At 65.9% G+C, this 25,171-nt stretch carries 21 protein-coding genes; 11 read left to right on the top strand and 10 right to left on the bottom strand.

Translation table 11 applies throughout. The features are described 5' to 3' along the window. Positions 1-30: 30 nt before the first annotated feature. Complete coding sequence (locus ACMX2H_RS09250; RefSeq protein WP_414960206.1) at positions 31-345, bottom strand: PRC-barrel domain containing protein; 315 nt, start codon at positions 343-345, stop codon at positions 31-33. A gap of 357 nt (positions 346-702) precedes the next feature. Here ACMX2H_RS09250 and sbnA point away from each other — a divergent pair, with 357 nt between their 5' ends. The 6 genes from sbnA to ACMX2H_RS09220 are packed head-to-tail and all read left to right on the top strand — an operon-like array spanning position 703 to position 10,535. Then, complete coding sequence (gene sbnA, locus ACMX2H_RS09245; RefSeq protein WP_414960205.1) at positions 703-1,776, top strand: 2,3-diaminopropionate biosynthesis protein SbnA; 1,074 nt, start codon at positions 703-705, stop codon at positions 1,774-1,776. Next, entirely contained in the window at positions 1,773-4,658 is a 2,886-nt protein-coding gene (locus tag ACMX2H_RS09240) for a Pls/PosA family non-ribosomal peptide synthetase (protein WP_414960204.1), read from the top strand. The genes sbnA and ACMX2H_RS09240 overlap by 4 nt, the downstream gene beginning before the upstream one ends. Next, entirely contained in the window at positions 4,655-7,270 is a 2,616-nt protein-coding gene (locus tag ACMX2H_RS09235; protein WP_414960203.1) for a non-ribosomal peptide synthetase, read from the top strand. The genes ACMX2H_RS09240 and ACMX2H_RS09235 overlap by 4 nt, the downstream gene beginning before the upstream one ends. Further along, a complete protein-coding gene (locus tag ACMX2H_RS09230) occupies positions 7,270-8,262 on the top strand; it encodes a TauD/TfdA family dioxygenase (protein ID WP_414960202.1) in 993 nt (330 codons plus the stop codon). Before ACMX2H_RS09235 ends, ACMX2H_RS09230 begins: the two co-directional genes overlap by 1 nt. An 11-nt stretch (positions 8,263-8,273) precedes the next feature. Then, a complete protein-coding gene (gene sbnB / locus ACMX2H_RS09225; protein ID WP_414960201.1) occupies positions 8,274-9,341 on the top strand; it encodes a 2,3-diaminopropionate biosynthesis protein SbnB in 1,068 nt (355 codons plus the stop codon). A 51-nt stretch (positions 9,342-9,392) separates the two neighbouring features. Next, the gene (locus ACMX2H_RS09220) at positions 9,393-10,535 is read left to right on the top strand and encodes a LuxE/PaaK family acyltransferase (RefSeq protein WP_414960200.1); all 1,143 of its coding nucleotides are present in this window, start codon (positions 9,393-9,395) and stop codon (positions 10,533-10,535) included. A 13-nt stretch (positions 10,536-10,548) separates the two neighbouring features. Here ACMX2H_RS09220 and ACMX2H_RS09215 read toward each other — a convergent pair whose 3' ends face one another. The 4 genes from ACMX2H_RS09215 to polA form a co-directional block, all read right to left on the bottom strand. Next, positions 10,549-11,643: a M20/M25/M40 family metallo-hydrolase gene (locus ACMX2H_RS09215; protein WP_414960199.1), complete on the bottom strand. Its 1,095-nt coding sequence runs from the start codon at positions 11,641-11,643 to the stop codon at positions 10,549-10,551. A gap of 245 nt (positions 11,644-11,888) precedes the next feature. Beyond that, positions 11,889-13,361 (bottom strand): 30S ribosomal protein S1, encoded by a 1,473-nt coding sequence (gene rpsA, locus ACMX2H_RS09210; protein ID WP_136785223.1) that lies wholly within the window; start codon positions 13,359-13,361, stop codon positions 11,889-11,891. Between the two features lie 310 nt (positions 13,362-13,671). Then, the gene (locus tag ACMX2H_RS09205; protein ID WP_414960198.1) at positions 13,672-14,982 is read right to left on the bottom strand and encodes a GNAT family N-acetyltransferase; all 1,311 of its coding nucleotides are present in this window, start codon (positions 14,980-14,982) and stop codon (positions 13,672-13,674) included. A 411-nt stretch (positions 14,983-15,393) separates the two neighbouring features. Continuing rightward, the gene (gene polA, locus ACMX2H_RS09200) at positions 15,394-18,168 is read right to left on the bottom strand and encodes a DNA polymerase I (RefSeq protein WP_414960197.1); all 2,775 of its coding nucleotides are present in this window, start codon (positions 18,166-18,168) and stop codon (positions 15,394-15,396) included. Here polA and ACMX2H_RS09195 point away from each other — a divergent pair. After that, the gene (locus ACMX2H_RS09195) at positions 18,167-18,664 is read left to right on the top strand and encodes a hotdog fold thioesterase (protein ID WP_414960196.1); all 498 of its coding nucleotides are present in this window, start codon (positions 18,167-18,169) and stop codon (positions 18,662-18,664) included. The two genes, polA and ACMX2H_RS09195, sit on opposite strands and share 2 nt — an antisense overlap. Positions 18,665-18,711: 47 nt before the next feature. On the opposite strand, the gene ACMX2H_RS09190 is transcribed toward ACMX2H_RS09195, so the two are convergent. The 3 genes from ACMX2H_RS09190 to ACMX2H_RS09180 are packed head-to-tail and all read right to left on the bottom strand — an operon-like array spanning position 18,712 to position 20,803. Continuing rightward, entirely contained in the window at positions 18,712-19,260 is a 549-nt protein-coding gene (locus ACMX2H_RS09190; RefSeq protein WP_414960195.1) for a dihydrofolate reductase family protein, read from the bottom strand. A 26-nt stretch (positions 19,261-19,286) separates the two neighbouring features. Beyond that, positions 19,287-19,511 (bottom strand): hypothetical protein, encoded by a 225-nt coding sequence (locus ACMX2H_RS09185; protein ID WP_414960194.1) that lies wholly within the window; start codon positions 19,509-19,511, stop codon positions 19,287-19,289. Further along, entirely contained in the window at positions 19,508-20,803 is a 1,296-nt protein-coding gene (locus ACMX2H_RS09180; RefSeq protein ID WP_414960193.1) for an inorganic phosphate transporter, read from the bottom strand. The genes ACMX2H_RS09185 and ACMX2H_RS09180 overlap by 4 nt, the downstream gene beginning before the upstream one ends. Before the next feature lie 237 nt (positions 20,804-21,040). On the opposite strand from ACMX2H_RS09180, the gene ACMX2H_RS09175 reads away from it, so the two are divergent. Together ACMX2H_RS09175 and ACMX2H_RS09170 are read left to right on the top strand one after the other, a co-directional pair. Then, positions 21,041-21,400: a nuclear transport factor 2 family protein gene (locus tag ACMX2H_RS09175; RefSeq protein ID WP_414960192.1), complete on the top strand. Its 360-nt coding sequence runs from the start codon at positions 21,041-21,043 to the stop codon at positions 21,398-21,400. 94 nt (positions 21,401-21,494) lie between these two features. Next, on the top strand, positions 21,495-22,115 hold the full coding sequence (locus ACMX2H_RS09170) for an L-threonylcarbamoyladenylate synthase (protein WP_414960191.1): 621 nt from the start codon (positions 21,495-21,497) through the stop codon (positions 22,113-22,115). A 150-nt stretch (positions 22,116-22,265) separates the two neighbouring features. Here the strand turns inward: ACMX2H_RS09170 and ligD are convergent, their stop codons facing one another. Continuing rightward, positions 22,266-23,288, bottom strand: a complete 1,023-nt coding sequence (gene ligD, locus ACMX2H_RS09165; protein WP_414960190.1) for a non-homologous end-joining DNA ligase — start codon at positions 23,286-23,288, stop codon at positions 22,266-22,268. A gap of 51 nt (positions 23,289-23,339) precedes the next feature. Between ligD and ACMX2H_RS09160 the strand changes: the two genes are divergently transcribed. Continuing rightward, entirely contained in the window at positions 23,340-24,014 is a 675-nt protein-coding gene (locus ACMX2H_RS09160) for an alpha/beta hydrolase family protein (protein ID WP_414960189.1), read from the top strand. Positions 24,015-24,042: 28 nt separating this feature from the next. Here the strand turns inward: ACMX2H_RS09160 and ACMX2H_RS09155 are convergent, their stop codons facing one another. Beyond that, a complete protein-coding gene (locus ACMX2H_RS09155; RefSeq protein WP_414960188.1) occupies positions 24,043-24,477 on the bottom strand; it encodes a nuclear transport factor 2 family protein in 435 nt (144 codons plus the stop codon). A 233-nt stretch (positions 24,478-24,710) separates the two neighbouring features. Between ACMX2H_RS09155 and ACMX2H_RS09150 the strand changes: the two genes are divergently transcribed. After that, entirely contained in the window at positions 24,711-25,163 is a 453-nt protein-coding gene (locus tag ACMX2H_RS09150) for an SRPBCC family protein (protein WP_414960187.1), read from the top strand. The last annotated feature ends 8 nt before the right edge of the window (positions 25,164-25,171 follow it).

Raw genomic sequence — 25,171 nt, 5'->3', positions numbered from 1 at the left:
CGGCGGTGAGCACCAGAGCCTAACTCGACGTCAGGCTTCGGTGCCGTAGTAGCGGCGAAGCTCGGCTTCTTCTTCCGGGGTCAGGCCTTCGGAGGCCGCCGGCGAGGGCGAGTCTTTGATGGTGTCGTGGCTGTAGGCGACGAACACATCGTGGGGCTCTATCCGCGCGCCGGCGATCGGCACGAACTTTTCACGGCTGTCCGCCAGGCCCAGTCCCACCGTGATCCAGGTGATGGCCCCGGTGACCGGGTCCTCGTGGACTTGGCCCACCACCCCCAGTTTCCGTTCCGAGTCGTCCCACACCGTGGCTTGCTGAAGGGCGTGGATGTCTACTTCGTCCGGCATGTTCTCTCCGTCCTGGCCAATGGCCTGCCCTGGAGTGCGTTTCCCACACCCTAGCGCAGTGTCTTCAGTTTTGGATGCGGGCTGTCCGACGGCTCGTCCAGTGACGAGTCTCGGATGTCAGGAGAGCCGCCACGTCACCTTCAGCGTACGGTCTGCGTACCACTGATCAGGCAACTTTTTCCCAAGACCAATAACGGCGCAATAACGGCGCGATAACGGGGCCGGCGGTTCACTTTAAGCGCATTGCAAACGCAGCTTCATGGGGTTCTTGGGGAGAACAGCGATGCTCACTAATCCGACCCGCCATTCCCTGGCGACCCTTGTGATCAAGCTCCTGGCAGGAGAACGAGGGATATCATGCCGATCATCAAGGATCCGCATCTGTTCAATGAGCAGAGCCTGTTCGTCGACCTTGAAGGGGTGCTCGGCCGCCGCCTCTACCTGAAGATCGAGGGGTTCAACTTCGCCGGCTCGATCAAGCTCAAGCCCGCGCGGGAAATGGTCGAGCGCGCCGAGCGGGAGGGCTCAATCGGCCCAGACTCCATCTTGGTGGAGTCGTCCTCGGGAAACCTCGGCGTTGCGCTCAGCATGATCGCGGCCAGCAAGGGATACCGCTTCGTGTGCGTGATCGATCCACGCTGCAATCCGGCGACCCGGCAAGTCATGGAGTCGCTCGGGGCGCAGGTGGACCTGGTCACCGAACCGGATCCCGTTGACGGCTTCCTCGGAGCCCGGCTCAACCACGTCCGGGACCTCTGCGCGTCCGACGAGCGGTACATCTGGCTCAACCAGTACACCAATCCCGGCAACTGGGGCGCGCACTACCGGTGGACCGCCCCCGAGATTTCCCAGCAGTTCCCCGAACTGGACGTGCTGTTTGTGGGAGCCGGGACCACGGGAACACTGATGGGCTGCGCGCGGTACTTCCGCGAGCACCGGCCCGACGTCCGGGTTGTCGCGGTGGACGCCGCAGGATCGGTTTCCTTCGGCGGCGAGCCCGCGACCCGCCTGATCCCGGGGCTCGGAATGAGCGTACGTCCGCCGCAGCTCGACGAGTCTCTGATCGATGACGTGGTGATCGTCGAAGAGCCGGACACCGTGCGTGCCTGCCACCGCCTCGCCGCCTGCGGATTCATGCTGGGTGGCTCCACCGGGACCGTGGTCCACGGCGCCCTGTCCTGGCTCGCCGACCACAACGCCCAGGACGCCACCGCCGTGGCCATCTCGCCAGATCTGGGCCGTCCGTACTTGGAAACCGTCTACAACCCCGACTGGGTGCTCGACCACTTCGGCGCCGAAGCGCTGGCCTCCGCTGACGCGTCGGTGGCCCCGGACCCATTGTCCGGCTCTGTGTCAGGTTCACAGCTCACGGCACCGGCCCCCGTGGCCGATCCCGTTGCCACCGCCTCACTAAGGAGCTTTGTGCAGTGAAACTGCCCGTCCATGACCTGCAGGGGGCTCCACGTTCCAGACCTCCGACGAAGCCCCCGGCTCCTGAGGCGCCCGAGGCGCCGGCGGACAACGGTCCTGCAGCCGCGCCTGCCAAGGTGGCGCGTGCTGCTTTGGAGCGCCGGCTGGCGGATCTTCTCGCATCGGTGGTGAAGAAGGACGATGTTTCCCTGGACCACAACTTCTTCTACGAATTGGGCGCCGACTCCTTGGTGATGGCGCAGTTCTGCGCCCGGGTGCGCAAACAGCCGGACCTGCCGGCTGTCTCGATCAAGGACATCTACCAGAACCCAACGATCTCGGCGCTGGCGGCAGCCCTGGCACCGGCGGAAGAAACGTCAGCGGCGGCACAACTGCAGGAACAGCTGTCCGAGGTCCTCGCCGGCGTGCTGGAGATCGAGCAGGTGCCGGCCGACGCCGACTTCTTCCACGACCTGGGTGCCGACTCGATGGTCATGGCCCGGTTCTGCGCCCGCGTGCGCAAGCAGCCGGACCTGCCGCCAATATCCATGAAGGAGATCTACAGCAACCCCAATATCTCCGCACTGGCCATGGCACTCCATGTGCCCCCGCAGCAGGACAAGGAGGCGCTGCCCCCGCCGACCCTGGCCCCCGCGCCGGAGATACCACCTCCCATGGACGCACGGACCTGGGAATATGTCGCCTGCGGCGCCCTGCAGGTGCTTGTCTACCTTGGCTATTGTGTGCTGGCCGGCTTCATCATGGTCGTCGGATACCTATGGTTGTTCCCGGACGCGGCGGCAGGTAACCACGATTGGGTAAGCCATGGAACGCCCTTCTGGGAGCTTTACCTGCGCTCAATCGCCTATACCGCTGCCACGTTCGTCGTGATGTGCATCCTGCCGGTGGCTGCCAAGTGGATTTTCATCGGGCGGTTCCGGCCCAAGGAGATCCGCATCTGGAGCCTGGCCTACTTCCGGTTCTGGCTGGTCAAGGCGCTGATGCGCACCTCCCCGCTCTCGCTGATGGCCGGGTCGCCGCTCACCACCTTCTACCTAAGGGCCATGGGGGCGAAGGTCGGCCGCAACGTGATGATCATGACCAACCGGCTGCCGATCTGCACCGACCTGCTGACGATCGGCGAAGGGACCGTGATCCGCAAGGACGCCTTGCTCAATGGATACCGTGCCCACGGGGGCGTCATCCAAGTGGGCGGGGTCACGCTGGGCAAGGACGTGATCATCGGCGAGGGGAGCGTCTTGGACATCGACACGGCCATGGGCGACCACTCGCAACTGGGCCACCGGTCCACGCTCTACACCGGCCAATCCGTGCCCGACGGCGAGCGATGGCACGGTTCGCCGGGCCGGCCGGGGGCTGCGGACTACGCCACCGTTGAGCCGACGCCCTACCGGCCGTGGCGCCGGGGATGGTTCGCGGCCTCCCAACTCGTGGGCACCATCGGGCTGGGTCGGACGATGTGGGGACTGGTGATCACGCTGGTAATCCTGGCGGACCCGAACGTGGCGGCGCTGCTAGGAACGCACGACTGGGCGTTCGGCGGCTGGATCTTCTACGCAGACGCCGTCGCCTATGCCGGCCTGGGCGTCATCGGTGGAACGATCGTGGCGCTGGTCCTCATCACTACCCTGCCGCAACTGCTCCAACTCGTGTTGAAGCCCAACAGGGTCTATCCGCTGTTCGGCCTGCGTGACGCGGCAGCACGGACGGTGTCAAAAATGACCAACAGTCCCATGCTCGGGCAGTTGTTCGGCGACAGCTCCTACGTCGTGAACTACGTGCGGGCCATCGGGTACCGCCAGCCGCAGGTGCAACAGACCGGCTCGAATTTTGGTACCGGGTTTAAGCACGACAACCCGTTCCTTTCAACCATCGGCTCCGGCACGATGATCGCCGACGGGGTGTCATTCATGAACGCGGAATACTCGGCGACGTCGTTCAAGCTCAGTGGGGTGGCGATCGGTGCCCGCAACTTCCTGGGCAACGCCGTCCTGTACCCCGCCGAAGCCAAGACCGGCGACAACTGTCTGCTCGCGACCAAAGTCATGATCCCGGTCGACGGGCCGGTGCGCCAAGACGTGGGTCTGCTCGGATCGCCGGCGTTCGAGATCCCCCGCTCTGTGCTGCGGGACACCCTCCCCGAAGAGCAGAGGAGCCGCACCGATCTCCGCCGCGACTTAGCGGCCAAGAACGGTCACAACCTGCGCACCATGGCGCTCCTGATGCTGGCACGGTGGTTCAACGCCTCGGTGGCCCTGCTGGTGATGTTCGCCGGCCTCGAGTTGACCGACCAATACGGTTTCCTGGCGCTCAGCGCGTCCTTCGTGGTGCTGCTCGTGCTCGGCGTGCTGGTCCCGATCGGCCTCCAACATCTCGCGACCGGGTTCCGGGGGCTCCGGCCCCAGTTGTGCTCCATCTACAACCCCTACTTCTGGTGGCACGAGCGGTACTGGAAGCTGCAGGCCCAGAGCCGGTACTTGGCTGTCTTCAACGGAACGCCGTTCAAGCCGCTGATCTGGCGTCTGCTGGGCGTACGGATCGGCTCCCGGGTCTACGACGACGGCCTCGCGGTCATCGAACGGTCCCTGGTGACGATCGGCTCCCGCTGCACGTTCAACAACGGCACCACCATCCAGTCCCATTCCCAGGAGGACGGGATGTTCAAGTCCGACTACAACGTGGTCGGGGACGACGTCACGCTGGGTGTGGCAGCTTTTATCCACTACGGCGTGACCGTTGAGGACGGTGCCGTCGTGGCTGCCGACTCCTTCGTGATGAAGGGGACCACGCTTCCTCGGGGCACTTTGTGGGGCGGCAACCCGGCCGAAGAGGCCCCTACCCCCGCCATCTCCCCCATCGCACTGGAAAGGCCCGTTTCATGACCATCACCACTGCGCAGACCTGCCGCACCGCCGCTGGCCAGGCTCCGGCCCCGAATGTCGACCGGACTGCTGCCGCTGGTGCCGTCCCGACGGCGATTCCCCGGTGGACCCAGGACCGCCAGCCGGGTCAGGCAAGGATCGAGGTGGCGGTTCCCGAGGACCTGCACCAGTCCGTGCGGACCCTGTCCCGCGAGCTGGATGTGACCCCTGCGGCGATCTGGCTGGCGGCTCACGCCAGGGTGCTTCAGGCGCTGTCCGGCGAGGCAGAGGTCACCACCGGCTGGAGGGACACCTCAGGGACCTGGCCGTGCGAGCTGGAGCCGGGCCAAGGATCATGGCTGGCGCTTGTCTCCGCGGCGCACAGCCGGCAGATCCAGGCCGGGGCAGAGCAGACCGGCCCCGGGCAGGCCGGCCATGACGCGGCCACCCCGGGCTACGAGGTGGTATTCGATGCCCTCCGGGACAACGATCCCGACCTGCCGGAGAGCATTGTCTTGGGCATTTCACTCCGCGATACCGAAGGCGGCGCAACCTTGCGCCTGCGCTATCGGCGCGACGTCATCAACGAGGATGCGGCCCTCCGGATCGCCGGCTACCACCTCGCCGCGGTCCGCCACCTGGTGGCAAACCCGGAGGCGGATCCCTTCGATGCCGATGTGGTTGATGCCCACGAGCAGCGCTTCCAGCTTGGGCAGCTCGCCGGGCCCGAACGCCCCCGGCCCCGGCAGCGCTTCCATGAGTTGTTCGAGGAACGCGTCCGGCAACATCCTGATCGCATTGCGGCTGTCCAGGACGCACGCGAATGGACATACTCGGAGCTGAACACCCGGGCCAACCACATCGCCCACGCCCTGCAGGCACGCGGACTGCAGGCGGAGGACGTTGTGGCGGTCGTCGCCGAGCGGGATCTGGAGTGGATGGCCGCCGTCATCGGCGTCTTCAAGGCCGGCGGCGCGTACCTGCCGATCGAACCGCACTTCCCTGCCGACCGGATCGCCAGAACACTCACCCGGGCCGGAAGCCGGATGGTGCTGACCGAGGAGGGCAGCACCGGCACGCTGGATCAAGCACTCGGCGGACTGCCCTCGGTTACCAGGCTTCTCTTCGACACCATCGAGTCCGAGGGGCACTCCAACGACGACCCCGGCCTGGAGGTTCGTCCCGACCAGCTCGCCTACGTCTATTTCACCTCGGGATCCACCGGGGAGCCGAAGGGCGCGATGTGCGAGCACGACGGGATGGTGAACCACCTGTACGCCAAAATCGAAGACCTCGGGATCGGCGCCGGCGACGTCGTCGCCCAGAGCGCCCCCCAATGCTTCGACATCTCGCTGTGGCAACTGGTCTCGGCACTGCTCGTGGGCGGTCGCACACACATTGTCGCGCAGGACCGCATCCTCGACGTCGAGCGGTTCATCGACACGGTGGAACAGGGCGCGGTCGCGGTCTTCCAGGTCGTTCCCTCGTATTTGGACGCGGTGGTGGCCTACTTGGCCGGCAACCCCCGCGCCCTGCCGAACCTCCGCTGCGTCTCGGCGACCGGGGAGGCCCTGAAACGTGAACTGGTCCGCCGCTGGTTCGACGTGATGCCGGACGTCAAACTGGTCAACGCCTACGGACTCACGGAGACCTCGGACGACACCAACCACGAGGTGATGAGCGCAGCGCCTGCGGGCAGTTCAGTGCCACTGGGTCCACCGATTTCGAACGTCAGGATCCACATCCTCGACGAGCGGCAACGGCTCGTGCCGCTCGGAGCGCCGGGCGAGATCGCCTTCTCCGGAGTGTGCGTGGGCCGCGGCTACATCAACGATCCGGAACGAACGGCCCTGGCCTACTCCACCGACCCCTACGTGGACGGTGCGCGGCTCTACCGGGCGGGCGACTACGGCCGCTGGTCCCCGGAGGGAAAGCTGGAGTATCTGGGCCGGCGGGACAACCAGGTCAAGATTTCCGGGTTCCGCATCGAGATCGGCGACATCGAGAACGCGCTGCTGCGGGTTCCCGGCGTCCGCGACGGCGCCGTCGTCGTCGGTGAGGGCGCCGGACAGTCCAAGTTCCTGGTGGCGTTCTACTCCGGCAACGGGCAGCTCGAGGTCGATGAAATGCGCAGCGAGCTGGCCGCGCGGGTCCCGGGCTACATGGTTCCGTCGGCGTTCCGGTGGCAGGAGAGCCTGCCGCTGACCGGCAACGGAAAGATCGACCGGAAGGCCTTGACCCGGATGGCTCGGGAGGTCGTGCCCGAAGCCGGCACCGCGGCGCAGGCCCTCTCGGCCACCGAGCAGCGGCTCGCCGATGCATGGGCGACGGTGCTCGGCCTACCGGCGGGACGGATCGGCGCGCAGGACTCGTTCTTTGCCCTGGGCGGGACCTCGCTGTCCGCGGTGAAGCTGGCCGTCCTGCTCAAGCGCGCAGTGTCGATCAAGGACATCATGCAGTCGCCCGTCCTGTCCGACATGGCGGCCCTGCTCGAGGCCTCATCCCTGACGGACGCTGCCGTTTCGCCCGACCCGCGGCCGGCAGGAGCCGCCGCGGAGCCAGACCCAACGGCCCCGGTGGGAGGACCGGTTGGCCATTCCCACCCGCTACCCGTGAAAGGAAAGGACCTCTGATGTCGTCTCAAACACCCAGGATCCAGTTCGACGTGGAACGCCAGGCCGGCCGGACTCCGATGCTCACCGTCGATTACGGCCACGACCCCGTGCTGTGGGCCGAACAGAACCGTGAGGCGCTGCGCGCAGCGGTGGATGATCACGGCGCAGTACTGGTCCGCGGCCTGGGCCTGCGTGATCCAGCTGAAGTGGCCGGCGCCTTCCAGCGGCTGGTATCTGGCGGCCTCATGCCGGACCGGGAGGCTTTCGCCACCCGGCAGCCCTACCTGGATGGCGTGTACTCATCCCTCACCTGGCCCTCAAACCAGCCGATGTGCATGCACCAGGAGCTCAGCTATGCGCTCGAGTTCCCCGGTCTGATGCTCTTCGCCTGCCTCCGGGCACCCAGCGTCGGTGGGGTGACCGGCGTGGCGGACGCCAGCGCCGTGCTCGACGCCATCCCTCCGGACATCGTCCGGCGCTTCGAAGACGAGGGGTGGCTGCTCGCCCGCAGCTACAACGAGGACATCGGAGCCACCTACGAGGAGGCGTTCGGCGTCTCCGACCGCGCCGACGTCGAGAGCTACTGCCGCGCGCACGAGATCGAGTTCGAGTGGCAGCCAGACGGGGAGCTGCGCACCCGGCAACGGCGCCCTGCAGTGGTCCGGCACCCGGCGACCGGCCAACGCTGTTGGTTCAATCAGGTCGCGTTCCTGAACGAATGGACGATTGCGCCCGAGGTGCGGGAATACCTGGTGGACGTCTACGGTCCAGACGGTCTGCCGTTCAACACCCGGTTTGGCAACGGCGACCCGATTGGCGAGGACATCGTCGCCCTGCTGAACGAGATCTACGAGGCCCACACCCTTCGCACCCCCTGGGAACCGGGGGACCTGATGCTGGTCGATAACATCCGCATGGCCCACAGCCGCGAGGCGTACGAGGGACCGCGTGAGATCCTGGTCGGCATGGCCGAGCCGCGCAACGTATTCGATCTTGATACCCACACCTAGGACGGTGCACGATGACAGAAATCGCTACTCCCCCAGCCGCAGCGGCCGCAGAGCCGAAGACCGTGCCGTCATTCGCGGTCATTGCCGGCGCCCAGGTGCAACAGGTGCTGCAGGGCCGGGAGAAACAGGTCGTCGAGCTGGTCGAGCAAACCTATCGGGTGCATGCTGCCGGTGACTCGGTAAACCCGCCCTCCTACTTCCTGCGCTTCGCCGACCGACCCACCTCCCGCATCATCGCCCTGCCCGCGTCCGTTGGCGGTCAGGTGGAGGTTGACGGCATCAAGTGGGTTTCCAGCTTCCCGGACAACGTGGCATCGGGGATTCCACGTGCCTCGGCGGTACTCATCCTGAACGATCGGGCAACGGGATACCCGTTCGCATGCATGGAAAGCTCCATCATCAGCGCCTCCAGGACGGCTGCTTCGGCTGCCGCCGCTGCGGACTGGCTCAGCCGGGAACGCGGGCGCCCCCGCCGCATCGGCTTCTTCGGCGTCGGCCTCATCGCCCGGTACATCCACACCTTCCTGAACGCGACCGACTGGTCCTTCGACGAGATCGGGGTGTTCGACCTCTTGGGCGAAAGCGCGGAGGGTTTCAAAGGGTATCTTGAACGCAGCGGCGCCCAGGCCCGGGTGACCGTGCATGAGGGCCCCGAACAGCTGATCAGAAACAGCGACCTTGTCGTGTTCGCCACTGTGGCCGGGGAGCCGCACGTGCACGACACCACGTGGTTCGCGCACAATCCGCTGGTGCTTCACGTATCCCTGCGTGATCTGGCGCCGGAGATCCTGCTGGCGTCGACCAACATCCTCGACGACGTGGACCATTGCCTCAAGGCCGGGACGTCGGCCCACCTCGCGGAGCAGGCAGTCGGCAACCGGGATTTCGTGGACGGGACCCTGGCCGACGTCATGGATGGAAAAGTCTCGCTGCCGGACGACCGCCCAGTGGTGTTCTCTCCGTTCGGATTGGGCGTGCTGGACCTGGCGGTGGGCAAGTATGTCTACGACGAACTTGCCGGCAGCGGGCAGCTCCGAGTGGTCGAAGACTTCTTTTCCGAACTGCGTAGGTACGGCTGACCCGGCGGCCCACCACGTTTATCGAATCGCACCCACCGAGGAAGTGACACAATGCTCTCGTTAGCGCAGATGCTGGGGAATGTGTCCCAAGCACACGTCCAGTCCCCCGAGGACTGGGCACAATCGGTCACGGACGTCCTGCGGGACGCCGCGATCTACCATCAGGCCAGAAACGGCTTCTATCGTGCCCAGTGCGACGCGCTGGGAGTCGATCCCGCTGCGATCAACGACATCGGCGACCTGCAGGACCTGCCCCTGTTGCCGGTCAGCATGTTCAAACGTCCCGACGCGCAGGTGCTGCTTACCTGCTCGTTGGCCGACGTCGAGACCGAGACCCGCTCCAGCGGAACCCACGGTATCCAGTCCGTCGCCCGCCGCAACAGCGAGACAATGACGCGTGCGCTGGTTGGCCTCATCGGGACCTATCGGGAGTTCTTCAACTTGTCCGGCGGCGCGGGCCTGTTCTTGAACCCTACGGACTCCGAAGCCTCGGAGATGGGCCTGCTCAAGGACTTCAACATCCTGAACAGCGTCTTCGACCACCACGCCTACCTCGTTGACGATCAGGCGTTCGACGCCAGGGAGGCCATGGAGCACCTGCGCCGGTGGAAGGGTCACATGACCCGGCACATCGTCGGCCCGCCGTTCCTGATCAACCGGCTCCTCCGCTTCCTTGAACAGGAGAAAGTCAATGTGCGCTTGGACCCGTACAGCATGATCATCACGCTCGGGGGCTGGAAGCGGCACACGGCCGAGGCTATCCCTGAGGAAGCTTTCCGGGACCGATGCCACGACCTGCTCGGCGTCCGTCCGGCGAACGTGCGCGACATGTACGGCATGATCGAGTCGAACATGCTCGCCGTCGAATGCCACCTGCATCGCAAACACGTTCCGCCCTGGTGCTACATTTCCATCCGCGACCCCGGCCAGATCGGCAAGGAGCTCCCCTCGGGGGAGACGGGCACCATCGCCATACTGGACGCCCTCAACACCAGCTACCCCGGTTTCCTCCTCACCGACGACGTGGGCGACGTGGAAACCGGCACCTGTGGCTGCGGGAGAACCGGCCAGGTCATCAATTTCCGCCGCCGGGGGCAGGGCAGCGGCCTTGGCAACTGCCCCGTCAGCATCGAGCGCTACCTCGAATCGCGCAACAGCGCCGCCCATGAGGCGCCGGCTCTCGTGAAAGCCTGAGTCCGTAACCGGCTCAGCCGGCGCCTTCGGTTGCCGTGCCAGTGGCGAGGCCGTCTTCGATGCCGCCGAGCGAGACGGTCGCGCTGATGAGCGTTTCGGTCATCTGTTCCAGCACGGTCATGTCGACGTTGTCGATGGTGTCGCAGGCCTCGTGGTAGCACTCGTCGTACTGCCTGCCGGCCTGCCCGCCGAAGGTGAGCGCTTCGGCCTCGCTCTTGGTCCCCGCGTCGCCGGTGAACAGCCCTCCGGCCGGAATCCCGCCGCGCACAAATGCGTCATAGTCCGAATCCTCGATGAATCCGAACGGCAGCGGCTCGACCCCCTCGCCGCGCAGGATGTCCACGAAGACCTGTTCGACGGCGCCCGACCCCTCCGGCCCCGCCTCTCCCTCGCCGTCCGAGCCGTCGCCGTCGTAGACGAACACCACTCCGTTCGGGGAGCCCACCACGTCCACGTTCAGGTACGCCACGTGCGCCGCGGCCTCCGGGCCGGAGAGTTCCTCGACGTAGTGTTCCGAGCCGTGCATTCCGTCCTCCTCGCCGCCCCAGAACGCGAACCGGATCCGGTCCCGCGGTACCGCGCCTTGCTCCGCGAGCCGCAACGCCACCTCGAGCACCGCCGCGACGCCGCTGCCGTTGTCGTTGAGTCCGGGCCCTTCCTCGACCGAGTCCAGGTGCGCGCCCAGCACCAGCACGTTCCCGGAGCCGCCGCCGGTGTTGGTGTCGGCCAGGATGTTGAAGGCGTCCACCGGGTCGCGCCGGCCATAGCTGAACTCCTGCGGCCGCGGCTCGTATCCCGCCGCGCGCAGCTGCTCCTCAACGTATTCCGCGGACGCCTCGTAGCCCCCGGTGGCGTCGGCCCGGTTCCCGCCGTTCGCATCCGCCGCCGCCTGCAACGCCTCCAGATGCCGCCTCAGCGCACTGGGTTGCACCACCTCGCGCACCACCGACGGATCCGGCGGCGTCTCCACGACTACAGGGGCCCGAGGTTCCTCCGTACAGGCGGAAAGACCGCCGACCAGGGCCGCGCACACCGCAACGGTCCACAGCCGGGCACGGCGACGGGGTTGGTCTCGGGAACGCTGCGGAACGAATACTGCACGTGGCATGTCGGATTCCCCCAAGGATGCGTTCTGGGCGCTGTTGGGCACATGCTATGCCCCGCGGATCCGTGTGGGAAGGACTAGTTGCCGGCGGCAACGGCCGACCGGACAAGGGTGGCCCTCATCGCTTTGTCTGTGGTGTCGACGTGGCCAAGCCGGGTCCAACAACACGGAAACCCCCGCACCTGAAAGGTACGGGGGTTTCCGTGAGTCACGCGGCGGCGGAGGATGCCGCGCCGTTGACGCATTTGTTACTGGCCGGTCAGCTTCTCACGCAGTGCAGCCAGGGCTTCGTCGGAAGCCAGGGTGCCGCCGCTGGAGGCCGGAGCCGCCGGAGCGTCGGAGGAGTAGCTGGTCGGTGCGGCCTCGGACTCGCCCGGAGCCTGGGCTTCCTCGGCCAGCGAAGCAGCAACCTGCTTCTTGTGGGCTTCCCAGCGAGCCTGGGCGTCAGCGTACTGCTGCTCCCATGCGGCGCGCTGCGCTTCGTAGCCTTCGAGCCATTCGTTGGTCTCCGGGTCGAAGCCCTCCGGGTACTTGTAGTTGCCCTGCTCGTCGTACTCGGCAGCCATGCCGTACAGTGCCGGGTCGAACTCGGTGCCCTCGGGGTCCACGCCCTCGTTGGCCTGCTTCAGCGACAGCGAGATGCGGCGGCGCTCCAGGTCGATGTCGATGACCTTGACGAACACCTCGTCGTTGACGGAGACAACCTGCTCGGCCAGCTCCACGTGGCGCACGGCCAGCTCGGAGATGTGGACCAGGCCCTCGATGCCGTCTTCGACGCGGACGAACGCACCGAACGGTACCAGCTTGGTGACCTTGCCCGGGACGATCTGGCCCAGAGCATGGGTGCGGGCGAAGGTCTGCCACGGATCTTCCTGGGTAGCCTTCAGGGACAGGGACACACGCTCGCGGTCCAGGTCCACCTCGAGCACCTCGACGGTGACTTCCTGGCCAACCTCGACGACCTCGGACGGGTGGTCGATGTGCTTCCAGGACAGCTCGGAGACGTGCACCAGGCCGTCGACGCCGCCCAGGTCCACGAAGGCACCGAAGTTGACGATCGAGGAGACGACGCCCGGACGGACCTGGCCCTTCTCCAGCTTGTTGAGGAAGGTGGAGCGGACCTCGGACTGGGTCTGCTCGAGCCATGCACGGCGGGACAGCACAACGTTGTTGCGGTTCTTGTCCAGCTCGATGATTTTCGCTTCGATCTGCTGGCCGATGTACGGAGCCAGGTCGCGCACGCGGCGCATTTCAACCAGGGAGGCGGGCAGGAAGCCGCGCAGGCCGATGTCGAGGATCAGGCCGCCCTTGACAACCTCGATGACGGTGCCGGTAACAACGCCGTCCTCTTCCTTGACCTTCTCGATGTCGCCCCAGGCGCGCTCGTACTGAGCACGCTTCTTGGACAGGATGAGGCGGCCTTCCTTGTCTTCCTTGGTCAGCACCAGGGCTTCGACCTCGTCACCGACGGCGACAACTTCGCCCGGGTCGACGTCGTGCTTGATGGAAAGCTCGCGGGAGGGGATGACACCTTCGGTCTTGTAACCGATGTCGAGCAGAACTTCGTCGCGGTCAACCTTGACGACAGTGCCTTCGACCAGATCGCCATCGTTGAAGTACTTGATGGTCGCGTCGACGGCTGCGAGGAAGTCTTCAGCGGTACCGATGTCGTTGATCGCGACCTGCGGGGTACCGGGCTTCTCGGTGGAGGTGATGGTCATGTAGTAGGGGCTCCGATGTGGATAGATTTCGAAAGTTCCGTAACTGCCCTGCCTCCCGGCACGCACCAGCACTCAATCGCTGCTGCCCGGGGGATGCATTGCCGTTTACGGAAACGGACTGATGTATTTTGGTGAAGCTCATGGAGCCTGCCCTCCATGGGAAGGGGCTCTCCATACGCATTACGCGCCCAATAAGTCTAGCCGGTTACCCCAATTCCGGCAAAGCGTGCCGGTCCCGTGGAGCGCGCGGCCGGCGCCGGAACCTGCGCTTGGCCGCCGCAGCCGTTCCGCCCGCCGCCGTGCCGCCCGGTCAGAAATGCGTGATGCAGCAGGGTGCGGTGTCCGTGGCGAACAGGCGGTCCAGCCGGGAAACCGTCTCAGCGGAGGCGCCGGAGAAATGCCCGGCCGCGGCCAGCGTCCGGGCGCGGACCCCGCCGAGGAAGAGGGAGCCGAGCGAATCCACCGGTACGACGGCGTCGGCATCGGCGTCCGCGGCCAGCTTCTTCACTGTTCCGCGGCCGGCTGCCACGGTGAGCCGGTAAACGCCGCCGCAGATGTCCAACGGGTCGCTGATCCGCAGCGTGCAGGTGCCGTCATGAAGGTACGGCCGGGTTTGCAGGACCGCCACCGGGTCCAGGACCCGCAGCCACAACACGTCTTCCACCGACTTCACCTCGTAGCCGCGGCTGTCCGTCAGGCCCCAGGCCAACGGATCCTGCTCCGGGCACAGTGGGAACTGGATGCGCTCCACCAGATCGAGTGATCCGAGGTATCGCCACAACTCCAGGTAGGCATCCGGTTCGGCGGCGACCAGATCCATCACTTTCACGGTGTAAGGCTTGGTGTCCCAGCCAGCGAAGCGATAGCTGACATAGCCATCCGGGCGGCCATCGCCGTCGTAATGGACAGCCGTGCGAAGCGCCTTGTCCTCCGACGCGCCGTCCTGGCCCCAGCGCCCCGAGACGCGCAGGGCGTAGCTGGCTTGGCGCCCGATGGAGCCCGGGACCCGGGTATGGAACCGGTTGAACAGCTGAGGCGCGAGCTCCTGCAGCGAGGCAGGGTCGGCCAGTTCCATCGTTCCGGTCGCCGGGGCACGCAGTCCGAACCGCTCCCTGACGTCGATCTCCACTTCGCGGGTGAACGTTGCGGCACCGAAACCGAACCGGCCGTAGATGGTGGCCTCGGAAGCCGTCAGCGCCGCCATCGCCAGCCCTTGGCCGGCCGCCTGCTTCAGGTCCTCAGTGATCATCCGGCGCAGCAGACCGCGGCGTCGGTGCGTTGCCCTGACGGTCACTGCGGTAATGAGGTGCGTGTCCATCAGCCGCCCGCCGCCCACATTGAGCGTGTTGACCATGCTGGCATAGGTGGCGACCGGTATCTGACGGTCCCAGACGCCGGGGCGTGGCGCATCGTCGTAGGCGCCCCAGAGGATCCGCCGGTCCGCGCCATAGGCCTTGGCGTAGGCGGCGACGTCGGACGGATCCGGCTTTTTGTCGTAAAACCCGAAGCCGACAGCTTCAAACCAACCGAGGGTCCTGGCATCCGGAGCTTCGCCATCCAGCCCGGCGGCAAACCGGTCGATGCGCAGGTCCTGACGGGTGTCCTGTGTGTGAGTGGCCACGGTGTTTGAGCCTAGCTGCACCTCCGCCGGTCCGCCAGAGCACAGCGCGCCCTGGACGCCGACGCGTTGCACAAGCCGCAGGTGCGAGACTGGGCGGGCGCCGGATCATTCGACGCTCCTGAACCGGTCCAGTTGTCTGGCTTCTGCTGGTTGCCCTGCTGGGGCGTTGCCGCCCTGGTCGGATAGCGGAAGCGGATGCGATCCACCGGCCATCGAGTGGAGAAAAGTTGCAGCGAGCGTCGGCGTGTCGCTGCGCCTTTCCGCCACCCGATTGTCAACAAAGGCGCTTGCGCCGGGCGCGTTGTCGAGCTACCGGTTTAGACCGGCGCCAACCGGCCAGCGCGTTACCGGCCGGGACGCTAGTGGCCGGCTTCCTACCGCTTTAGACCGGCGCCTTACCGGTCGGGGCTCCTAGTGGCCGGCTTCCTGCCAGTTGGCGCCCACGCCCACCGAGACATCCAGCGGCACGGACAAGTCTGCCGCACCGCCCATCTGGGCCCGGACCAACTGCTCCACCTGCTCGCGCTCCCCCGGTGCCACTTCCAGGACCAGTTCATCGTGGACCTGCAGCAGCATCCGGGACTTCAGCCCCTGGCTTTCGAGTTCTTGGGCGACGCCGAGCATCGCCTTCTTGATGATGTCCGCGGCGGAGCCTTGGATCGGTGCGTTGAGGGCCGCCCGCTCAGCCATTTCGCGCAGCTGGCGGTTGTCGCTGGCCAGATCCGGCAGGTACCGGCGCCGGCCTTCGATCGTGGAGGTGAACCCGTCGACCCTGGCCTGGTCCACCACGCCGCGCAGGTAGTCGCGGACGGCGCCGAACCGGGCAAAGTAGTCCTTCATCAGCGTCCGCGCCTCGTCCACGGAGATGTTCAGCTGCTTGGACAAACCGAACGAACTCAGACCGTAGACCAGGCCGTAGGACATGGCCTTGACCTTGGCCCGCATCTCGCTGGTCACATCCTCCGGCGCCACCCCGAAAATGTGCGCGCCGACAAACCGGTGCAGGTCCTCGCCGGCCCGGAACGCCTGGATCAGGCCTTCGTCGCCGGACAAGTGCGCCATGATCCGCATTTCGATCTGTGAGTAATCCGCGGTCAGCAGCGTCTCGTAGCCCTCGCCGACGATGAACGCTTCCCGGATGCGCCGGCCGGCTTCCGAACGGACCGGAATGTTCTGCAGGTTCGGATTGATCGAGGAGAGCCGGCCGGTGGCGGCAACGGTCTGGGCATAGGTGGTGTGGATCCGCCCGTCGTCCGCCACCGTCTTGCGGAGGCCTTCCACCGTCTGCCGCAGCTTCGTGGCATCGCGGTAGGCCAGCAATTGCACCAGGAACTCATTGCCGGTCTTGGCGAACAGATCGTTGAGGGCATCGGCGTCGGTCGAATAGCCGGTCTTGATCTTCTTGGTCTTCGGCAAACCCAGGTCCTCGAACAGCACGGCTTGCAGCTGCTTGGGCGAGCCCAGGTTGATTTCCTTGCCGATGATGCCGAAGGCTGCCGAGCTGGCGGCGTCGATAGTGACCGTGAAGTCATCCATCAGCCGGTCCAGCGCGCCGGCATCCATCGCAATGCCCGCCAGTTCCATCCGCGCCAGCACCAGCGACAGCGGCAGGTCAAGGCCGCCCATCAGCTGGTTGGCGCCGCGTTCCACCAGTTGCCCGGCGAAATGCTCGCTCAGCTGCAGCGCGGCGAAGGCCTGGACCACGGCCGGACCGGCCTGGTCATCCTCGGTCAGGCCAAGCTCCAGCTGGCCGCCCGCGGCCGTCTCCGGCGCCGTCACCGACATCTTCAAGTGGTACTGGGCCAGATCAGCCAGCTCGTAGCTGCGGCGGTCGGGCTGGATCAGGTAGGCGGAAATGGCGGTGTCGTCCACCACGCCCAGCAACTCGAATCCTCGCCGCGAAAGAACCTTGTAGGCGTATTTGAAGTCGTGGACGATCTTCGGCGCGTCCAGGTCGGACAGCCAATGCGCCAACAGCTGCTCGGCCTCGGCGTCCAGCGAGGCCAGCGGCACATAAGCCGCGTGCAAGTGCCGCACCAGAGCCAGCCCGACGGCGTCGTCCCCGCCTTCCGCGGCTTCCGTCACCAATTGCAGCGCGACGTTCAATTGGTTGCTCTCCGCCAGCCACTCTTTGAGCGCAGCCGCGTCGGCAACCACGTGGTGCGCCGGAGCGTTGACCTCCGTCTGGCGCACGGCGTCTTCCTCGCCGAAGAGGTCGAAGAGCCGCTTGCGCAGGGTGTTGAACTGCAGCGCATCGAAGAGTTCCTCGATGGCGGCGCGGTCCGGGTGCTGGAGGACCATATTCTCCAGCTCCACTGGCAGTTCCAGATCCCGCAGCAAGTGGTTCAGCCGCCGGTTGCGCCTGACCGAGTCGATATTGGCGCGCAGGGACTCACCGACCTTGCCGCCGATGGAATCCAGGTTCTCCAGGATGCCGTCCACTCCGCCGTACAAATTAATCCACTTGGCAGCGGTTTTTGGGCCCACGCCCGGCACGCCCGGCAGGTTGTCGGCCGTTTCGCCGACCAGCGCCGCCAGGTCGGAATACCGCTCCGGCCGGACGAAGTACTTGGCCTCCACCGCGGCGCTGTCCATCGGCGGGATGTCGCTGATGCCCTTCTTCGGGTAGAGCACGGTGACCTTGTCCGTGATCAGCTGGAAAGCGTCGCGGTCGCCGGACACCACCATGACGTCCCAGCCGGCTACTTCAGCCTGGGTGCTCAGCGTGGCGATAATGTCATCGGCTTCGTAACCGTCGAGCGTGACGGTAGGGATCTGCATCGCCTCCATTACCTTGACGATCAGGTCCACCTGGCCGTGGAATTCTTCCGGCGTCTTGTTCCGGCCGCCCTTGTACTCGGCGTACTCCTGGGTGCGGAACGTGGGGGTGTCCAGGTCGAAGGCCACCGCAACATGAGTGGGTTCGCGCTGCTCGATCATCTTGATCAGCATGGAAGTGAAACCGTAGACCGCATTCGTGTGCTGGCCGGTATCGGTGGAGAAGTTCTCCACCGGCAGGGCATAGAAAGCGCGGAACGCCATGGAATGGCCATCGATCAGCAGCAGGCGGTGGGGGCCGGAAGAATCGGCCGTCGCGTCGGCCAGCGGAGCCCCGTCGGCGTCCAAAGTGGCTGTCGCTGCATCCGGTTTGTTAGTTTCACTCACACCTGCCAGCCTAGTTCCCATGAGCGACAAATTCACACCCGACGGCGGTGTGCCCGAACACGTGCAGGCGTCCGCCGCGGCGACGATCGCTGAACTCGTCGATGCCGGCGTTCCGGAACACCTGCACCGGTGGCTCATCCATACCGGTGTCGGCTCGCTGGTGGTCAAGATGGGCATTGTTTTCAGCGAAATGACCCCGCAGCGCATCGTCGCCAGCATGCCGGTGGAGGGGAATACCCAGGTGGCGGGCATCCTGCACGGCGGCGCGCACGTTGTGCTGGCCGAAACGCTGGGATCCTTTGCCGCGGCGCTGCACGCGGGACCCGGCCGCCACGCGGTCGGGATCGAGGTAGGCGCCAGCCATCACCGGTCTGTCTCCTCCGGGCTGGTGACCGGAACGGCGACGGCGGTCCAGCTGGGCCGATCCCTCACCGTGCATGAAGTGGTGATGACCGACGACGACGGACGGCGCCTCTCCACGGCTCGGATCACCAATTTGATCCGCGATAACCGCTGACGTAGCACGACAGGGAGTGCGCCGGGGAAGTGGCTCCGCGGCGCAGCTCAGCTGCTGGCCGGCGTGAGGTCGTAGTGCATCTCGACCAGGTCGCCCATGGCGCGGCTGGCACGAAGCCGAGCCGGCGCCGTCGTGCTTAAGACGGGCAATAACGGCTGTCCGCCGCCCAGCGCGACCGGAACCAAGGTGAGGATCAGTTCATCCAAGAGCCCGGCGGAGACGTACTGCGCCGCGAGCTGGCCGCCGCCCATCAGCCACACATCCCTGTCCCCGGCGTCGGCGCAGATGCTCTGGTGGAAGATGTCGACGGCGCCGCGCACAAAGGTGATGTCCGCCCCCGGAATGCCGGGCAGTTCATGGTGCGTGAAAACCCACGTGGGTGTTGAGCCGTAGACCCAAGCCTCCGACCCCTCTGCCAGCAGGAATTTGTACGTCTCGGACCCCATGACAATGGCCCCGACCCGCTGCAGGAAAGTCTCGATGCTGTCCTGCACGCCGGTTGCGTCGTTGAACTGCATCAGCCAGTCAAGCTTGTTCCTGCGGTCGGCAATATACCCGTCCATCGAGCTGCCGACGTAGTAGATAGTCCGGGCCATGGGCCCATGCTAGCCAGCGGGGCGGACTAGTGAAAGGCAGGCACGATCAGGTAGATGCCGTAGCCCACAGCGACAGCTGCAGCCGCGAAGCTCAGATAGGCCAGACCGCGGTACGCCGGGCGGCGGGTTTCAGGCGCATCGGAAGCCACGGCCAGCAGGCGGACCCCGAGGCCGTAGGAACCGACGACGAACAGTGCCGATACGAGGGTCGCCACGGCGACGATCAGGAATGCCACCCAGTCGATGTTCATCGTGCTGCCCCTTTGTTGGTGCCCTCGTGGTTCTTCTTTGCCCCTACCCGGTCGGTTTCTGCAGCGGCCGACTCCGGGCCGGCCGCAGACAGCGCGGACTGTTGCTGAGAGCGCTTCTTGGCGGTGGCTTTACGCTTCTTCTTGCGCTTGATCTTGACGATTTCGCCGGCCTGGTCAACGTCGCTGATGGCGTTGTCATGACCAACTTGGTTGCGCTTTGAGACGATGTACATCAGCCCGATGACCGCTGCCCCGGCAACGGCGTCGATCACTACGCCCACCATTCCCAAGTGCGCGATAAGCGCAGCGAGGGCGCCAATGGCACCGGCCGCCGGCAGGGTCAGCAGCCAACCGATGCCGATACGCCCGGCAGTGTCCCAACGGACCTTCGCCCCTTTGCGGCCCAGTCCGGAGCCAATCACCGAACCGGAGGCTACCTGGGTGGTGGACAGCGCGAATCCCAGATGGGACGAGGCCAGGATGGCCGACGCCGTGGAGGACTCGGCGGAGAAACCCTGGGCGGGTTTGACCTCTGTCAGGCCGGACCCCATGGTGCGGATGATCCGCCAGCCGCCGGAGTAGGTGCCGATGGCGATGGCCAGGGCACAGGAGAGGATGACCCAGAACTCCGGGCCGGTGCCTGCCGCCTGGAAACCGCCCGCGATCAGCACCAGGGTGATGACGCCCATGGTTTTCTGTGCGTCGTTGGTTCCGTGCGCCAGGGCTACCAGCGAGGACGAGAAGATCTGGCCATAGCGGAAACCGCCGCGTTTGGGGCTGGACGCGCTCTCGTCACGTTTGGTGATCCAGTAGGCCAGCTTGGTGGCCAGATACGCCACCGTTCCGGCAATCACCGGCGCCAGGATGGCCGGCAGCAGCACCTTGGACACCACCACGCCGTAATCCACCGCTTGGAAGCCGGCGCCGACAATGGCAGCACCAATCAGCCCGCCGAACAGGGCATGCGAGGAGCTGGACGGCAGGCCCAGCAACCACGTGATCATGTTCCACACGATCGCCCCGATCAATCCGGCAAAGATCATCAGCGGCGTGATTTGAATGCCGCCCTCGCCCTCGCGGATGAGTCCGCCGGAAACGGTCTTGGCCACTTCCGTGGAAAGGAAGGCTCCCACCAGGTTCAACACGGCGGCCAGTGCCACGGCGGTCTTGGGTTTGATCGCCCCGGTGGCAATCGGCGTCGCCATTGCGTTCGCTGTGTCGTGGAAGCCGTTAGTGAAATCGAAAAACAGCGCCAGCACGACGACGAGCGCGACTATGAAGGTGAGATCCACCTAGTTACCCAATCTTGTTGGAAGAATTCATCCTGAGTTCACCGGGCTTGGGTTGTGAAAGCAACGTTCGGCAAACCGCCTTCCGATTGTAGAGCCCTGCCGGGCCCACGCAAACCACGGCGGACCCGCCGCAAGCACCCCGGAGAGAAAGGCTGGCGCCTTCGACGGGGAGCACTGGCCCACGCTCCCCGGAACTACGGGCTTGCCCACCCCGGAGAGCCGCAGTACAACGGTGGGATGGACGCGAAAACTGCGGCGTGGATCACGGCCTACCGGCAGGCGTGGGAGACCAACGACCCGGTCCAGATCGGAGCCTTGTTCACCGAGGACGCCGAGTACCGGCCCGACCCGTGGACGGCACCGTGGCGTGGCAGGGACACCATTGTCCGGGAATGGTTGGCGCGCAAGGATGAACCCGGCGCGGCCACGTTTGAGTGGCACCAGGTCGCGGTGGCGGACGGCGTTTCGGTGGTGGAGGGAACGACGATGTACCGGGATGGGCCGACGTATAGCAATCTGTGGGTGATCCGCCTGAACGGCGAAGGCCGGGCAACCAGCTTCACGGAGTGGTGGATGGACCAGTCGGCCCCTTCCTGACTTCGGGTGGCTCACGCTGCGCCAGCCACTGAACCGGCCAAATGTCCGGGCCCGCACATGGCTCAACCTGCGGCCCGGGCCGTAAGCTCAGGGCATGGCCAGATACTTCGACGTCCACCCGCAGAATCCGCAGCCGCGGTCGATCGGCCAGATCGTCGACCTTGTCCGGTCCGACGCGTTGATCGTGTACCCGACCGACTCCTGTTATGCGTTCGGCGCGCAGTTGGGCAACAGGGACGCCCTGGACCGGATCCGGACCATCCGCCAACTCGACGGCAAACACCACTTCACCCTCGTCTGCAGGGACTTTGCCCAGCTGGGACAGTTCGTGCACATCGACAACAGAGTGTTCCGCAGCATCAAGGCAGCCACGCCGGGCAGCTACACGTTCATCCTGCCGGCCACCAAGGAAGTCCCGCGCCGGTTGCTGCATCCGAAGAAGAAGACGGTCGGTGTCCGCATTCCCGCCAACAACGTCGTCCAGGCGATCCTGACCGAGCTGGGCGAACCGCTGCTCTCCAGTACCTTGCTGCTGCCGGACGAGGACGAACCGATGACCCAGGGGTGGGAGATCAAGGAGCGGCTGGACCACGTGGTGGATGCGGTGGTGGACGCCGGCGACTGCGGTTCCGAACCGTCCACCGTCGTGGACTTCTCCAGCGGCACCGCCGAGGTAGTCCGCCACGGCGCCGGCGACCCGTCGCGGTTCGAGTGATGCGGTTCGGGTAAAGGGCTGTGCCGACGGCCGCGGGTCTCCACGCGGTTCTCCACGCGCTCGCTGGCGCTCGCTTGGACGACCACCGGGACGCTCGCCTGGTCGACCACCGGGACGCTCGCTTGGTCGACCACCGGGGCGTTGTCGCGGTCAGTCCTTCTTACGGGCCCTGCTGGGCTGGACCCGCGGCGGCTCGCCCGGCATCTTCGGGTAGTCCGGCGGGAACGGCATCTCGCCCAGGCCCGCCGCGAGGTCACGCTCCCACCATTGCAGCAGGACGTCGATTTTGCCCGGGTTTTCGTGCATCTTCGCCCAGGGGTCGCCAGTGGACTTCAGCCTGTCCGGCACGGTGGCAATGGTGAAGTTCTTCGGATCCGCAGTCTCCAGTTCATCCCATTCGATCGGGCAGGAGACCGAGGCATGCGGCAAGGCGCGGGGGCTGTAGGCCCCCGCCATGGTGCGGTCGCGGTTGGCCTGGTTGAAGTCCACGAAGATCCGCTCCCCGCGTTCCTCCTTCCACCAGGAGGTCGTCACTTGTTTCGGCATCCGCCGCTCAATTTCGCGAGCGGCCGCTATAACGGCGTGGCGCACGTCCAGGAATTCGTGCGTGGGTTCAATCGGGGCGAACATATGCAGCCCGCGGTTTCCAGACGTCTTGATAAATGCCTCAAGCCCGGCCTCGGCCAGCACCGACCTCAGCTCGATGGCCACCGGGATGGCATCGTCGAAGGACGTTCCCGGCTGCGGGTCGAGATCTATGCGCAGTTGGTCGGGGTTGTCCGAGTCCTCCGCCCGGGAAGGCCACGGGTGGAACACCACGGTGTTCATCTGGACCGCCCAGACGGCGGCGGCAGGCTCATCGAGCACCAACTGCGGGTGCGAGCGGGCGCTCGGGTAGACCACCATCACCGAGCGCACAAAGTCGGGCGCACCCTTGGGCGGATTCTTGGAGAAGAACTGCTCGCCGTCGATCCCGTCGGAGAACCGTTGCAGGGACACCGGGCGGTCGCCGTTGGCGCGGATGAACGCCTCCCCCACTTCCGCGATATAGCGAGCCAGGTCCAGTTTGGTGATGCCGAGCTCGGGCCACATTACCCGGCTGGGGCTGGAGATGCGGATGTCACGTTCACCGTGCGGTCCATCGACCGTCAGCGTTGTTTGTTCGCTGGCCATGGAAACACCTAAACATACACATGTCGCTTCTGGCGAGGGCATGATGGGACCATGCAAGTCAGCGAGATAGATGTGCCCATCGAGGTTGGTCAGTCCACCGTCTCCAGTGTCTACGCGCGGCCACCGGCCGCGATGGCAACCGTGGTGGTGGCCCATGGAGCCGGTGCCGGTATGGACCACCCGTTTCTCTCGGGTTTCACCCGCGCGTTGAACGACGACGGCGTGGCCACCTTGCGCTTCAACTTCCCCTACCGGGAGGCCGGCAAGCGGTTCCCCGACCGACCGCCGGCCGCCATTGAGACCTGGCGGGCGGCCATGCAGGAAGCTGCTGCGCGCTCCGACGGGGAACCGTTGTGGGCCGCCGGAAAGTCGTTCGGCGGCCGGATGGCGTCAATGGCCGTGGCGGAGGGCATGCCGGCCGCCGGCCTGGTCTACCTGGGCTATCCGCTGCACCCGCCCGGGAAGCCGGAGAAGCTGCGCGATGAACACCTGTATGGCCTGACGCTGCCGATGCTCTTCCTGCAGGGCACCCGTGACACCTTCGCTACCCCCGAACTGCTCGAATCCGTCGTCCAGCGGATCGGGCCAAACGCAGTTCTGGACTGGCAGGAAGGCGGCGACCACTCGTTCGACGTCAAGGGCCAGAAGCGCAGCGCGTCGGAGATCGGCGCTTCGCTTGCAACTCCGGTGTCGCGGTTCCTCCGCTCCAGCCGGATTGCCGGCTAGCAGGACGCTCCGAGCGCGGCAGCCGGGACTACGAACGCTGGACGATGGTTTCCGCGGGCCGTGGAGTGGTGATCGGGTCTGCATGGCGGTGCAGGACCTTCCACCGGTCATCCTCCAGCCGGAAGATTGTGGTCACCCGCAGGGACACCGGCAAGGCTTCAGGGGATCCGTCGACCTTGGCATGGGTCCGCTCGATCTCCACCATGTAGGCCAGGTCCGGGCCGGTATAGCTGGAGAGCCGTTCGAACGTGTTGGGCTTGCCCTCGCGGAGATAGGAAGCCGCCCGGTCCATCACCTTTTCGATGCTGTGCCAGCCCCTGACCGGCGGGCCGAGAGGGTTCGCGAGGGTGACGTCGTCCCGCCGCGAGAACAGCTCCTTCTGGAGAGCGGGGTCCCCGCGGACAAACGCGTCCAACGCGTGGTGGTAACGCTCGATCATGACATCAAGATCGGTTCCCGGCATGATTTCCTCCCGCTGCCGCCGCCGACACGCCACCGCTAGCGAGCGGCCATACCGGTCATGGTCCCACCGGCCGGCGGAGCCCGTCCATCACGCCGTGGTTTCCGCCCCACCCTCTGCGAGCGCACCGCCAGGCATGTCACCTAGCAGGGTCCCTCTCACGGGACTACGCTGGTCAGGCAGGGGTCGTGGGCGAATGCGGGTCCCGAGCGCCGCGTTTCCGGAGGAAGGCTGCGATGACCGAACAATGCAGCGGACACACGCTGGAGTTGGAAACCATGCTGGACGCACCCTGCGAGCAGGTCTTCCGCATGCTGACGGAACCGGCCGAGCTGGCGAAATGGTGGGGACCTGAAGGTTTCACCATGCCCGAGGCCTTGCTCGACCTGCAACCAGGCGGGAGCTATCGGCTAACCATGAAGCCGCCCGACGGCGAGCCATTCCATCTTGCCGGTGAGTACCTTGTGATCGACCCACCGCGCCGCCTTGTCTACACCTTCCGGTGGGAGGAGCCCACTCCCGACGACAGGGAGACCACCGTTACGCTTGCACTCGACCCGCGGGAGGGCCGGACGTGGATCGCGCTGTCCCACGGCGAGTTTGCCACCGAGGAACGTCTGGGGCTGCACCGTGCCGGCTGGGCCGATTCCCTCGGGAAGCTCGCGCAGGTTATTGGCTCCGGCGCGTAACCCTCGCC

The organism is Arthrobacter sulfonylureivorans, assembly GCF_047607445.1.
GTDB classification, from domain to species: Bacteria; Actinomycetota; Actinomycetes; order Actinomycetales; family Micrococcaceae; genus Crystallibacter; species Crystallibacter sulfonylureivorans_A.
This window is presented reverse-complemented; position numbering and strand designations above follow the sequence as displayed.